This window comes from Paractinoplanes toevensis (assembly GCF_018332695.1).
GTDB classification, from domain to species: domain Bacteria; phylum Actinomycetota; class Actinomycetes; order Mycobacteriales; family Micromonosporaceae; genus Actinoplanes; species Actinoplanes toevensis.
This window is the reverse complement of the sequence record NZ_BOQN01000102.1, coordinates 1-12,506: the sequence shown is the minus strand read 5'-3', so window position 1 is coordinate 12,506 and position 12,506 is coordinate 1. Positions and strand designations below refer to the sequence as shown.

Sequence of the window (12,506 nt, the reverse complement as noted above, 5' to 3'; positions counted from 1 at the left end):
GCCGGCCGCGGCGTACCGATGCACCGCAGCATCGTCGTGCGGTTGCTGGCCACCTCGATCCTCGTGGCGATCTGCGCGGTCGTAGGCACGGCGTGGCTCGCGGTCCAGACCACGACCCAGGCGATCCGTCAGGAGCAGGGCCGGTCACTCGCCGATGACCGGTACCTGTACGACGTCCTGACCGAATTCGCGGCCACCCACCGCGGATGGGACGGGGTCGCTCCGGTACTGGACCGGCTGGCGCAGCGGACCGGGCAGCGGATCACGCTGCTGACCGCGGACCGGCAGCCGATCGCGGACACCCACCCCGGACCGTCACCGACGGACCGCCGGCCCACCGCGACGATCGATCCGCTGGACGGCCCGGACCCCCGCGCCGTCGGCCCCTACCGCCTGACCAAGGACGAGCGCGCGCTCGTGCGCAAGTGGGCCGACGGCGTGCTCGGCTGCATGACGCACAACGGCGCGCCCGGCGAGGCCGTCGAGGAGCCGACCGGCCGGTTGACGGTGCGGGCACGGTCCGCCGCCATCGGGGACGTCGCCGCCTTGAACTGCGGCGGCGTCCGTTACCCGTACGCCACCAAGACCGAGGACAGGGCGCTGTCCGACCTCGAGCGTCGCGTGGCCCGGTGCCTGGGCTCGAAGCGAACGATCGCCATCGGGCCCGGCTTCTTCACGAAGGAGGGCCCCTCGCCCAAGGTCGACGCGTGCATCACCAGCTCGCGCCGGGACCAACTGCGACCGTACGTGGCACCGCCCGCCCTGCTGTACGTCGGCGACCCGGCGGCGACGGGCGAGCCCGAGGTGTTCAGCCTGTCCGGCGACAACCTCGTCAGCATCGCCTGGGTCACCGGCGCCGTACTCGCCTTGACCGTCGCGTCCACCGTCCTGGTAGGGCTGCGCCTGGTCCGGCCGCTGCGCGCGCTCGCCGCCGCGGCGGGTGCCCGGGAACCGATGCCGGTCGCCGGCCGGGACGAGATCGGCCACCTCGCCACGGTCCTCAACGACCTGTCCGAGCGCCGCGACCGCTCCGAGCGCCAGCGCAAGGCGATGATCAGCGACATCGCCCACGAACTGCGCAATCCCACGACGAACATCCAGAGCTGGCTGGAGGCGGCCGAGGACGGTGTGACGCCCACCGACCGGCACCTGCTCGCGCTGCTGCTCGACGAGACCTCGCAGCTCTCCCGCATCCTCGACGACCTGCGCGACCTGGCCGCCGCGGACGCGGGCACGCTGCGTATCCACCCGGAACCGATCCGGCTGGGCAGCGTACTGGGGGTCGCGGCCGAGGCCCACCGGGGCGCCGCGGAAGCCGGCGGTGTGCGGCTGACGACCCTCTTCGACCCGCGGGCGACGGTGGTGGCCGACCCGGTCCGGTTACGTCAGGTCGCCGGCAACCTGCTGTCCAACGCGGTCCGGCACACACCGCCCGGCGGCACGGTCACGCTGCGGGCCGGCCTGACCGGCCGGGACCTGGTCCTCGAGGTCTCCGACACGGGTACGGGCATAGCGCCGGACGACCTGCCGTACATCTTCGACCGGTTCTGGCGGGCGGACCGCTCCCGCGGACGCAACACCGGCGGTAGCGGTCTGGGCCTGGCCATCGTGCGCGACCTCGCGGGGGCGCACGACGGCACGGTGGACGCGGTGAGCACGCTCGGTGCCGGAACCACCGTCACCGTACGCGTCCCCACCGGGCCCGTCAGCGGTACGTCTTGATCCGGGCGGCGAATGCCTGATCGATGCACTTCGCCTCGGTGTCGCCGGCCCGCATGAACTCACCACTGTCCCGATACGCGAGCCGCCACTCGGGTTCCTGGACCACTCGTGCCTGGAATCCTTTCTTCTTGAGGCACTTGGCCGCGGCCCGCAGCAGGTCGGGGAACTCCGGATTGGTCCGCCGCTCCACGTCGAGCCAGCTCACCGGCTGCTTGTCGGCGCAGGCGGCGTTCGCGGCCCGGACCTTCTCGGGCGCGGGCGAGGGCTGCCCCGGTTTGCTGAGGCCGTCCTTCGACGACGGCGCGCCGTTGTCCCGCAGGCATGTGAAGTAGACGCGTTCGAGGTCTTGGATGTCCGCGCTGCTGGCGTCCGGACGGATGACCGCACCCACGCCGGTTGCCGACGGGGCCGCCGAGGCCGCCGGGGCGCTCTGGAGCGTCGCGACCTCGGCGTCGGCGGTTCGCGGTTTGGCCTCACTCCCGCACGCCGTGACAGCCAGGACGACGACGGTTGCCGCGAGGCGAAGAGGCACTTTGCTGAAAGACATACGAACGAAGGTCCCAAGACCATGTCAGCGAGTGGTTAGCGTTGTCGAACGGTGCAGCTGCGGATCCCAGGCGTGCGGCAGCTCCGGCCTCGAGCTCAGCGGAACGCCCCGTCCGATCACCGCCAGACAGCTGAGGCGACATCGACCAGGCTCTTCTTCATGAACAAAGCACTCGATGGCAAGGTAGCGCTGGTCACCGGCGGAGGCCGCGGCATCGGCGCCGCCGTGGCGCTGCGTCTGGCCGAGGACGGCGCCGACGTGGCACTTACGTTCCAGCAGAACCAAGAACGCGCCGACGACATGGTGGACCAGATCAAGGCCGCGGGACGGCGCGCGATCGCCATCCAGGCGGACAGTGCCGACCCGGCCGCGGTTGTCGAGGCGGTCGACCGGGCTTTCGATGGGTTGGGCCGGTTGGACATCTTGGTCAACAACGCCGGCTCGTTCCTTCTCGGACCGATCGAGCACCTGAGCCGGGAGCAACTCGAGGAGACGATCGCGGTCAACGTTCGGGCGCCGTTCGTCGCCTCGCAGACCGCAGTGCGCCACATGCCGGCCGGCGGCCGGATCATCAACATCGGCAGCAACATGGCTGAGCGAGCGGTCTTCCCCGGCTTCTCGCTGTACGCGATGAGCAAGACCGCGTTGATCGGCCTCACGAAGGCGCTTGGACGCGAACTCGGCCCCCGAAAAATCACCGTGAACCTGGTGAATCCGGGGCCCACGGACACCGAGCTCAACCCAGCCGACGGTCCGAACGCGGACACCATCAACGGATTTACCGCCCTCGGTCACTACGCAGCGCCAGCCGACGTAGCGGCCGCAGTGGTATTCCTGGCCGGCCCGGACGGCCGCTACATCACCGGGGCCACCGTCAACGTCGACGGTGGTTTCACCATCTGATCATCGGCTCATTGCCGTTATCCACAGGACGAGCTTGTTTGCCGTTGTTTGGCACCGTGCGGATATGGGAGCCAAGCGGTGGACGCCGCTGATCGTCGGGGTGTCCGTGGCGGGAGCGTTCTGGGTGGTTGGCGGGTCGCTGCTGCTGGCGTCCTGGCGCAGTGGCGTGGCCGCGGAGCGGGCGCGGGATGCTCCGATCTGCGCGCACAGTGACATGTTTTCCGGGGCTGACTGTCAGGCCACGGTGGCCGGGGAACTGACCAAGTTCACCAGCAGCGAGATGGACGTGACCGTCGACGGGCGGAGCATCAGCTCGGGCGTCACGATCAGCGGGCAATTGCCGCGCACCTCACCTGCCCTTCCGGTGAAGGTGACGATCTACCAGGGCCGGATGATCCACATCGAGGGCGAGACGAACCTGAGCGTGGACACCGATGCGGCGCCGGGCACCAGATCTGGGAACTACCGTAACTTCGGCATCTGCTTCATGGTCTTCGGGGCCTCAGCCGGGGTCTACAGCGCGGTCAAGACAGTTCAAGACCGGGATGGGCAGGTCCAGGACGTGCCGTGGCCCGGTCACGACGACTGAACAACGGTCCCGCCAAGAACCGGTCGGGAACTCGGCCGTCGCTACGGTCATATAGGGGTATGAGCGAAACGGCGGACGACGGCGAGCTGTGGCAGCGGGCCCGCACGGGCGAGCCCGAGTGCTTCGGCGTGCTCTTCGATCGGCATGGCGAGGCCATCCGCACGTTCTGCGCGCGCCGCACGGGATCGCTGGACGCGGCCGACGACCTGGTCTCCATCGTGTTCCTCGAAGCCTGGCGGCGCCGCGACCACGTCGAGCTGATCGACGGAAACGCGCTGCCGTGGCTGTACGGGATCGCCCGGCTGACCATCCAGCACCGCTGGCGCACGGCGTTGCGGCACCGGCGGGCGCTGAGCCGGCTGGCATCGGCCACGCCTGCGCCCGACCACGCCGACGAGGTCGCCGGGCGGCTCGACGACGCGCGGCACCTCGCCCGCCTACGGGCGGCGTTCCAACGGCTCAGGTCCGCCGACCGGGACGTGCTGACCCTCTGCGTGTGGCAGGGCCTGAGCTACGCAGAGGCCGCGGTCGCGCTGGACATCCCCGTTGGCACCGTCCGGTCGCGGCTTTCCCGGGCCCGCAGCCGCCTCGAAGCAGAGTCGGCGATCGAAGCATCCAGTCCGCGCCCGGCGACACCGCGAGAGGAACTGTCATGAGCGACCTGCAGACCCGCCTCGACCCGCACCGTCGGGCGGATATCCGGCAGATGCTGGTCCGGCAGGCGGCGCCACCGCCCGCGCCGGCGCTGACCCGTGGCCACCGCGTCGCTCTCGCCGCCGGCCTGGCCACGGTGGTCATCGCCACCGGCGCCGCGGTGCTTGCCGCCTATCCCGACCCGCCGCCCACGAACTACGGAGCCTGGACCGCCGAGCCGCAGGGCGCACCGCCGCTCACCGCGCCGCGGCAGGACCTCGAGCGGTGGGCATCGAAGTGCAGCGACCTGGGCGTCGGCGGTGTGGCTGTCGGCGGTGTCCCGGCCCGGCCTAAGGCTGCCGCCCGGCGGCAGGTCCTGGTCGACCGACGCGGCGGCTTCACCTATTGCGTCGACGTCTCGATCGGCGCCGGCACGGCCTCGAACCCGCTGATCGCGCTCTCCGGTCTCAAGGCGGGTGGGCGGGACGGTCTGAACAGCATGGAGGCGACCGTCTCCGACAAGCCGTTCGACCTGCCCCGGGCCGGCGACGTGCTGGTGCTGGGCGGCGGCCGAGATCTACCGGCGCCCGATGACAACACCGAGTCGATCCGGGTCGTCCAGTTGTACGGCCTGAGCGGAACCGACGTGACCGGCATCGACCTGAAACTTGCCAACGGCCTGCGGATCGCCGCGACCATGCGCGCCGGCATCTGGGGTTTGTGGTGGCCCAGCGACCGCGGTTCGGCGGTCGGCTGCCGACTCGAGATCCACACCGCCACCGGCACGACGACCGTCGACCCCGACGCGGTCCGCCTGCCAATCTAAACGAACAGGCCCGGAGCGACCCGGACTCGTCGGCGGCCACCCGTCTGCGCTCTGTTCGACATGGTCGCCGCCGGTGCTTCACCCGGCCCGCAGCGCGCCTGCCTGCTCGCGAAGGCAACCGCGGAGCTGGCCGCGACGAACACCGAGGTCGCCGTCCGGGCACGGCAGACGCCGCCGACACCGCCTCGCGGCGGCCGGCCTCCATCAGGCCTGACCGCCACGCCGACACGGGTTCCTCGAACTGGTCGCAACCTGCACCGTCACGATGAAAATGGCTCCATGGTGCAGCGGCAGGTTCGTCGCGGGTGGGCTACCAGGGGACGGTGCCGTGGTCGTCGAAGAAACCGCCCGGTGGGTCCGTCGTTGTCCAGGGTCGCGAGCTTGACAACGATGCGTGCGCCGTCGGCAGCGGTACGGGAAACCGAGAGTCCTTCGGTGAAGTCGGTGGCGCATCCGCCAGGGGCGGCCGCGTTGACGAGGATGCCTTCGCCCCGCAGTTCTTTGGCGTATTGGACGGTCATCGCGTTGCGGTGATCAGGGCGATCGGCCGTTCGACGGTATCGCTGTCAGTCATGACACCATTCCCTCCCAGTCCGTCACTCCTCGACGATCCGGGTGCGTCACCGATGTCGATCGCGCACTCAATAGAGATATCAGGACAACCCTCGCCGTTGCGCCGACGGGGCCGGTTCGACGATCGGCATGGCCAGAACTCCGGTGCCGCACTTCCCTGAAGCAGCACACGGGTCGCTCCTCATCGAGCTGAACTGACCACCTTCGCCGCGCTCCACATCCCCGCTCGCTGATCCGGCCAGGACCAGCGCCGCCCCGGCCTGATGTCCGCCGGCCACCGCGCACACCCGGCGGCTGGATGAGGACGTCGAGTTGGTGCCTCGAAGCGGCGCCCGTGTGGCTTCGTGGTTCGATTCAGCGGTGACGACGATTGAGCAGATGCTCGGGAGCGCCGGGGCCGACCCATATTCAGATTCGTGGGACCAGTTGTTTGAGCAGGTTCGTCATGTCGGCATCTCCGACGCAGACCGGACGCTTCTCATTGAGCGTCTGCCCGGGATCGCCGCCGGATGTTCAGCGGCCGACCGGGACAACGTCCTGTTCCTCGCCGGCCATATCGCAGCCGATCTGGACGAAGCGTCCTGGCCCCAATTTTCCAACGAGTTGGAAACCCTGCATGCGCTGGCCGGCGACTGGCTCACCTCTCCGAAAGATCCCGAGCTCTTCCTGTACCGGCTGCAGGCGGTGGCGGCGCTCGAGGGCGATGAACTATGGGGCGCGGAACTCCACCGCATCGATGAGGACGAGATCGAGATAGAGTGCCCCGGCTGTGGGACGACACTTCTCGTGGTCTTCGGCGATGCGGGCCATTTCGCGACCCACGACGACTCCGCGACCAAGCCGGGCATCGAGAAGACACCGTTGCTCCCAGCCGGCCCCACCGAGCTTGACGGTGCTGGTCAGCGGCTCTACCAGACCAGCTTGCGAGCGGGCCGGACGACTGTCGCCACCGCGTTGACGTACCTGTTCGGACGAGCTGAATGCACGCAGTGCAATACCATCTTCCGAGTTTCCGATCAGGTGTTCCGATACTGATCCTGAGCGTCTCTTCTTGGCCTGGGGCGGGAGTGCCTGTGGTTCAGCGAGCGCGGCGGTAGTGCATGGCCACCACGCCGTTGCGGAGCGGTTTCGCCGACAGCAGCTCGAGCCGGCGCGTGCCGGGCAGGCCGCCCTGGTACAGCGTCGGCCCGTGGCCGGCGATCCTGGGATGGACGAGCAGGTTGTACTCGTCGATCAGGTCCAGCCGGTCGAGCTCGGTCGCGAGTTTGCCGCTTCCGAGCAGGACCCCGGCCGGGGTCTCGTCCTTGAGCTTCTGCACGCCCTCACGCAGATCGCCGGCGATGTGGTGGCTGTTGGTCCACGGGAAGTCCGTGCGCGTCGACGACACCACGTACTTAGGTTTGGCCTCCAGCTTGGCCGCCCACTCGCGCATGGCCGGCGGAGCCTCCTCGTCGCCGCGGGCGACGGCCGGCCAGTAGCTCTCCATCATCTCGTAGGTGACGCGACCCCACAGCATTGCCCCGGCCTCGTCCATGAGACGGGTGAAGAACGCGTGCGTCTCGTCGTCGGCGATCCCCTCCTGGTGGTCGACGCAACCGTCCAGGGTGAGATTGAGGCTGAAGATGAGCGGTCCCATGACCGGCGAGTCTAAGGACGCTACGGCGTCGCCCAGGCGGGCATCGCGGCTCGGGCCAAGGCTAGGGTGACGGTCGATGAAGGCCAACGACTGGCACGACCCCGCCTGGGTGACGGCCGCCCATGAATGGATCAGCGCCCACCTCGACGCTCCCGCGACCGGCCCGATCGTCGAGGTCCGGGTGCGGCCGTGGTCGGTCACCCACCGGGTGCCGACCGAGGCGGGGCCGCGCTGGTTCAAGGCCAACACGGCCGCCTGCGCCTACGAGGCACCCCTCGCCGCGGCCCTGGCCGGCTGGGTCCCCGACGCCGTGCTGCCGCCGCTCGCGGCCGACCCGCGCGGCTGGCTCCTGACCGCCGATGCCGGCCCCACCCTGCGCGACGAGATCGGCAGCGACCCTCCGCTGGAGACCTGGGAGCGGATGCTGCGGGCGTACGCGGTGCTGCAGCGCGAGACCGCCGCCCACGCCGACGACATGGTCGCCCTGGGCGTGCCCGACCTGCGGCTCCCGCTGCTGCCCGGCCTCCTGAAGACGTTCCCGGAAGCGGACCCGAGCGTTCCCTTCGACGACTGGTGCGCGGAACTGGCCGCCGACGGCCTCCCCGCCACCATCCAGCACGACGACCTGACCGACGCCAACGTCTTCCCGGTCGGGCCGCGCGGCTTCCGCTTCTTCGACTGGGGCGACGCGAGCGTGTCCCACCCCTTCGGATCGATGCTGGTCGCCCTCGGATTCGCCGCCCACCTGCTGAAACTGGAACCGGGCGCGCCCGAGCTGGCCCGCCTGCGGGACGCCTACCTGGAGCCCTGGACCGACCTGGCCCCGGCCGCCACGCTACGGCGTTCGGTGTCGCTGGCCTACCGGATCGACCGGTTGCCCCGGGCCCTGGCCTGGCAGCGGGCGGTGCAGGACGCCGCCCTCCCGGTCGACGAGGACTTCCGCACCGCCGCCGCCTACTGGCTCGGCGAACTCCCCGCCCCGGCGGTGATCTGATGCCGGACACCGGCGGCGACCTGTGGGTGAGCGACCCACGCGTTCGGTGCGCATCATGGCGTAGCAGCCTCGCGCGAGACGCGCGCTACGGCCGTTCGGCCGTCGTGACCTCGCGCCCGGTAGGCGGGACGCGATGGTGCGGTTGTGGACCGGGAGATGCGTACGCGTCAATGGGTTTGACGTAGGTTTGTCGCGTGGGCGAGCGCGTGCGGGTCGAATTGCGGCGGACCGGCGGTTTCACCGGGCGGCCGGTTCATGTCGTGCTGGATTCCGCGCGGCTGCCGCCGGCCGACGCGGCCGAGCTGGTGCGGCTCGTCTCGGCGATCGATCCCGGCATGCTGAAATCCACCGCGACATCGGCAGGCGCCGATCTCATGCGTTACGACCTGACCATCGAGCGCGGCCCGCAACGCTGGCAGGGCACGGTGTCGGACCCGGCGATCCCGGCGCGGCTGCGGCCGCTCCTGCAATTCCTGACCAACCATTCATGAGTACACGCACCCCCGCCACAACCGCGACACCACCTCCCGCCGAGCAGCGCGAGGCAGCGCCGGCCGAACGGCCGTAGCGCGCCTCTCGCGCGGGGCCGCGCTCACCCATCCGGTCGAGTGCCGTTCGCCGTCGTAGTTGATCTCTGACCGACCCGTTAAGGATTCCTCCGGATGCATCTGCTCGTCCTGGGTGGCACCCGCTTCGTCGGCCGTGCCGTCGTCGATCACGCACTGGCTCTCGGCGCCGAGGTGACTCTCTTCAACCGGGGACAGACGGCGCCCGGCCTCTATCCCCAGCTGGAGACGGTTCTCGGCGACCGCACCGTCGACCTGTCGGCCCTCGCCGGCCGGCGTTTCGACGCGGTCGTCGACTGCGCCGGCTACGACCCGGCGGTGGTGGCCCGGTCGGCATCCGCGTTGCGCGACGCCGTCGACCGGTACGCGTTCGTGTCGTCCGTCTCGGTGTACGCCGACCAGAGCGTCCCGCCTGTCGAGGGCGCCCCGGTCCTCGACGGCGACTCGTACGACGGGCGCAAGGCCGCCTGTGAGGAGGTCGTGCTCGCCGAGTTCGGGGAGCGTGCGCTGATCGCCCGCCCCGGCCTGATCGTCGGCCCGCACGACCAGACCGAGCGCTTCCCGTACTGGCCGCGGCGTTTCCGGCGCCCCGGTCCGGTCCTGGCCCCGGGCGACCCGGCCGATCCCGCGCAGTTCATCGACGTCCGCGACCTGGCCGGCTGGCTGGTCGGCAGCCCGGCGACCGGCGTGTTCAACGTGGTCGCACCGACTCTGCAAATGGACGAACTGCTCGAGACCTGCCGCGCGGTGGCCGGCGGGGACCAGGAGCTGGTCTGGGTGCCGACCGCGGAGCTGCTGGCCGCGGGCGTCGACCCGTGGATGGGCGTGCCGCTGTGGATCGGCGATCCGGAGTGGAGTGCGGCGAACCTGGTCGACGCCGGCCGTGCCCAGGCCGCCGGGCTGACCACCCGGCCGGTCGCGGCGACGGTCGCCGACGTCGCCGCGTGGGACATCGCCCGCGGCCCGGTCGGCGAACCGTTGTCGCCGGAGGACGAGAAGAGGCTGCTGATCCGGTAACGGCTACCGGTCGAGGGTCACGAGGTATTCGTAAGGGCCCAGACGCCGGTCGCCGATCGTCACCGCGGTCGGGTTGTGGTTGATCACGGTGAGCATGCCGCCGCGGGCGCAGGCCTCGACGTTCGGCGGCAGGCCGGGCATCACCGGGGTGATGCCGAGGCTGCCGGCCAGGCGCAGCCGGTCCGCCTCGCCGGCCAGGGTGGCCAGGTGCCAGGTCTCACCGCGGCCGTGGCGGTGGCGGGTCAGGGCCGGGGTGCCGTCGGCGAAGGACTCCACGACCTCGGCGCCGTGCAGGCGGATCTCCTCGCGCAGCGTCTCGCCCAGGCTGCCGTCGCCGTAGGCGGCTTCCGCGCCCAGGACACCGGCGAAGTCGGTCACGGTGAGGCCGAGGGCTTCGCCCAGGCGCTGGGTGAAACCGCCCGGCAGGAAGCCGTCGTTCTCGTCCACCACGTCGGTGTAGGCGGTGGTGAACAGGCGGCCACCGTCTTCCACGTAGCGGACCAGCGGCGCCGCGTCCCGGATCAGGTAGAGGCTGGGCGCTACCACCACCGCGTACCCGTCGAAGGGTCCGTCGGGGTGGACGATGTCGACCTGGATGTTCAGCGCGTGGAAGGCGGCGTGCCAGCCCTGGACCTCGGCGAGGTAGTCGAGCCGGGCCGGGTGGTTGGGCTGGTCGAGGGCCCAGTGGCAGTTCCAGTCGAGGACGAGCGCGACCTGAGCGTCCCGGCCCGGGCGCGGAAGGTCGCCGAGCGCGGCCAGCGAAGCGCCGAGGGCTTCGATCTCACGGTAGGTGCGGGTGTCCGGGCCGGCGTGCGGCAGCATCGCCGAGTGGAACTTCTCCGAGCCGCGGGCCGCCTGTCGCCACTGGAAGAACAGCACTCCGTCGGCGCCGCGGCCGACCGCCTGCATGCTCAGCGCGGCCATCTGGCCGGGCGCCTTGGCCGCGTTGTTGGGCCGCCAGTTGACCTGGTTGGCGGCCTGCTCCATGAGGATCCACGGGGTGCCGGGCTTGAGCGAGCGCATCAGGTCACGGCCGAACGCGGCCTGCCGGAAGGACAGCGGGTCGCGCGGGTCGGGGTAACTGTCGTCGGAGATCACGTCGAGTTCGCCGGCCCAGGACCAGTAGTCGGCGTTCGGGAAGGCGCCCATCATGTTGGTGGTGATCGGCTGGGTGGCGCCGGACGCCCGGATGATCCGCTTCTCCATCCGCAGCAGTTCCAGCAGCATGTCGGAGCTGAAGCGCCGGAAGTCGAGCAGCCCGGCCGGGTTGACCGAGGTCGGGGCGAGCCGGGGCGGAAGGATCTGATCGAAATCGGTGTAGCGCTGCGACCAGAACATCGTGCCCCAGGAATCGTTCAAAGCCTCTATATCGGTGTATTTCCGAATCAACCATTTCCGAAAGGCCACCGCGGCCTGGTCCGAGTAGTCATACGTGGTGTGACAGCCCAGTTCGTTGTTGATGTGCCACATCACCACCGCGGGATGGTCGCGATAACGGGCGACCAGCGCGGACACCAGGTCGGAGGCGAGCCGCCGGTACTCCGGTGAGGTCGGCGCGTAGTGCTGGCGGCTGCCCGGCCAGCGGGTGGCGCCCGCCCGGTCGGTGGTGAGAATCGGCGGGTACTTCGCGGTGGCCCACGGCGGCGTCGACGCGGTGCCGGTGGCCAGGTCGACCGCCACTCCCCCGGCGTGCAGCAGGTCGAGCACCCGGTCGAGCCAGCCGAAGTCGAAGACACCCTCGTCCGGCTGGATGCGGGCCCACGAGAAGACGCCGACCGTGGCCAGGTTGACCCCGGCCCGGCGCATCAGCTCGACGTCCTCCCGCCACACGTCCTCGGGCCACTGCTCGGGGTTGTAGTCACCGCCGTAGAAGATCGCCATGCGACCATCGTGCCCTCAACGACGCGGAAGCGCCTCGCCGAGGGAGCCGAGAGCCGCCAGACCGCGTGCAGTGGCTCACCTTCGGTGTGCAGCGCGGGTGGAAGCGGCAGCCGGGCGGCAGCGAGGCCGGGTGGGGACGTCACCAGGCAACTCGTCGGGGAGTCGGTGCAGGCCGTCGGGGCGCGGCACCGCACCGTTCAGCGCCGAACTGTACGGGTGCGCGGGCGTGTCCCACAGCTCGGCGGTGGGGCCGGTCTCGACGACGCGGCCGAGGTACATGACCGCGATACGGTCGGCGATCTGCCGGACGATGGCCAGGTCGTGGGAGATGAACAGCGGCGCTGGGCGACCGGCCGGGCCCGCCGTCCTAGCGGGGTGACCGGGGCGCCGCCGAGGTGCACGGTGGGGCGCAGCAGGCCGAAATCGGTCAGCAGGCCCATTACCCGACCACCGCGACTACATCATGGTCAACTGCCCACCCCACCGCCTGACGCCCAGCCTGACCGGCGAGCCTGGCCGGCGCGAGCGCATCGTCGGCCCGCACGCGAACTCGTCCACGGTGAACCACGCCGAGTTGGACGAGGGCGACCCGGCCGAGCCGGCACGTGCCGCGACTCTC

At 70.5% G+C, this 12,506-nt stretch carries 14 protein-coding genes; 9 read left to right on the top strand and 5 right to left on the bottom strand.

What is annotated here, in order from left to right:
• Positions 1-18: 18 nt before the first annotated feature.
• Positions 19-1,722 (top strand): sensor histidine kinase, encoded by a 1,704-nt coding sequence (locus tag Ato02nite_RS38285; protein WP_213011586.1) that lies wholly within the window; start codon positions 19-21, stop codon positions 1,720-1,722.
• On the opposite strand, the gene Ato02nite_RS38280 is transcribed toward Ato02nite_RS38285, so the two are convergent.
• Positions 1,706-2,269, bottom strand: a complete 564-nt coding sequence (locus Ato02nite_RS38280) for a hypothetical protein (RefSeq protein WP_213011585.1) — start codon at positions 2,267-2,269, stop codon at positions 1,706-1,708. The genes Ato02nite_RS38285 and Ato02nite_RS38280 overlap by 17 nt on opposite strands.
• Before the next feature lie 159 nt (positions 2,270-2,428).
• Here Ato02nite_RS38280 and Ato02nite_RS38275 point away from each other — a divergent pair, with 159 nt between their 5' ends.
• The 4 genes from Ato02nite_RS38275 to Ato02nite_RS38260 all read left to right on the top strand — a co-directional run bounded on the left by Ato02nite_RS38275 (position 2,429) and on the right by Ato02nite_RS38260 (position 5,220).
• A complete protein-coding gene (locus tag Ato02nite_RS38275; RefSeq protein ID WP_213011670.1) occupies positions 2,429-3,172 on the top strand; it encodes an SDR family NAD(P)-dependent oxidoreductase in 744 nt (247 codons plus the stop codon).
• A 64-nt stretch (positions 3,173-3,236) separates the two neighbouring features.
• The gene (locus Ato02nite_RS38270; RefSeq protein ID WP_213011584.1) at positions 3,237-3,761 is read left to right on the top strand and encodes a hypothetical protein; all 525 of its coding nucleotides are present in this window, start codon (positions 3,237-3,239) and stop codon (positions 3,759-3,761) included.
• 59 nt (positions 3,762-3,820) lie between these two features.
• On the top strand, positions 3,821-4,417 hold the full coding sequence (locus Ato02nite_RS38265; RefSeq protein ID WP_246607936.1) for an RNA polymerase sigma factor: 597 nt from the start codon (positions 3,821-3,823) through the stop codon (positions 4,415-4,417).
• The gene (locus tag Ato02nite_RS38260; protein WP_213011583.1) at positions 4,414-5,220 is read left to right on the top strand and encodes a hypothetical protein; all 807 of its coding nucleotides are present in this window, start codon (positions 4,414-4,416) and stop codon (positions 5,218-5,220) included. The genes Ato02nite_RS38265 and Ato02nite_RS38260 overlap by 4 nt, the downstream gene beginning before the upstream one ends.
• Before the next feature lie 260 nt (positions 5,221-5,480).
• Here Ato02nite_RS38260 and Ato02nite_RS38255 read toward each other — a convergent pair whose 3' ends face one another.
• Positions 5,481-5,741, bottom strand: coding sequence for a Rossmann-fold NAD(P)-binding domain-containing protein (locus tag Ato02nite_RS38255; protein ID WP_213011582.1), 261 nt, complete (start codon positions 5,739-5,741; stop codon positions 5,481-5,483).
• 412 nt (positions 5,742-6,153) lie between these two features.
• On the opposite strand from Ato02nite_RS38255, the gene Ato02nite_RS38250 reads away from it, so the two are divergent.
• On the top strand, positions 6,154-6,828 hold the full coding sequence (locus Ato02nite_RS38250; RefSeq protein WP_213011581.1) for a hypothetical protein: 675 nt from the start codon (positions 6,154-6,156) through the stop codon (positions 6,826-6,828).
• Positions 6,829-6,871: 43 nt separating this feature from the next.
• Here the strand turns inward: Ato02nite_RS38250 and Ato02nite_RS38245 are convergent, their stop codons facing one another.
• Positions 6,872-7,429, bottom strand: a complete 558-nt coding sequence (locus Ato02nite_RS38245) for a dihydrofolate reductase family protein (RefSeq protein WP_213011580.1) — start codon at positions 7,427-7,429, stop codon at positions 6,872-6,874.
• A gap of 76 nt (positions 7,430-7,505) precedes the next feature.
• Here Ato02nite_RS38245 and Ato02nite_RS38240 point away from each other — a divergent pair, with 76 nt between their 5' ends.
• The 3 genes from Ato02nite_RS38240 to Ato02nite_RS38230 all read left to right on the top strand — a co-directional run bounded on the left by Ato02nite_RS38240 (position 7,506) and on the right by Ato02nite_RS38230 (position 10,006).
• Positions 7,506-8,423 (top strand): hypothetical protein, encoded by a 918-nt coding sequence (locus tag Ato02nite_RS38240; protein ID WP_213011579.1) that lies wholly within the window; start codon positions 7,506-7,508, stop codon positions 8,421-8,423.
• A gap of 194 nt (positions 8,424-8,617) precedes the next feature.
• The gene (locus Ato02nite_RS38235; RefSeq protein WP_213011578.1) at positions 8,618-8,914 is read left to right on the top strand and encodes a protealysin inhibitor emfourin; all 297 of its coding nucleotides are present in this window, start codon (positions 8,618-8,620) and stop codon (positions 8,912-8,914) included.
• Positions 8,915-9,085: 171 nt separating this feature from the next.
• Positions 9,086-10,006, top strand: a complete 921-nt coding sequence (locus tag Ato02nite_RS38230) for an NAD-dependent epimerase/dehydratase family protein (protein ID WP_213011577.1) — start codon at positions 9,086-9,088, stop codon at positions 10,004-10,006.
• 3 nt (positions 10,007-10,009) lie between these two features.
• Here the strand turns inward: Ato02nite_RS38230 and Ato02nite_RS38225 are convergent, their stop codons facing one another.
• Positions 10,010-11,887, bottom strand: a complete 1,878-nt coding sequence (locus tag Ato02nite_RS38225) for a beta-galactosidase (RefSeq protein WP_213011576.1) — start codon at positions 11,885-11,887, stop codon at positions 10,010-10,012.
• Positions 11,888-11,962: 75 nt separating this feature from the next.
• The gene (locus Ato02nite_RS52105) at positions 11,963-12,166 is read right to left on the bottom strand and encodes an ABC transporter ATP-binding protein (RefSeq protein WP_246607935.1); all 204 of its coding nucleotides are present in this window, start codon (positions 12,164-12,166) and stop codon (positions 11,963-11,965) included.
• Positions 12,167-12,506 lie beyond the last annotated feature (340 nt).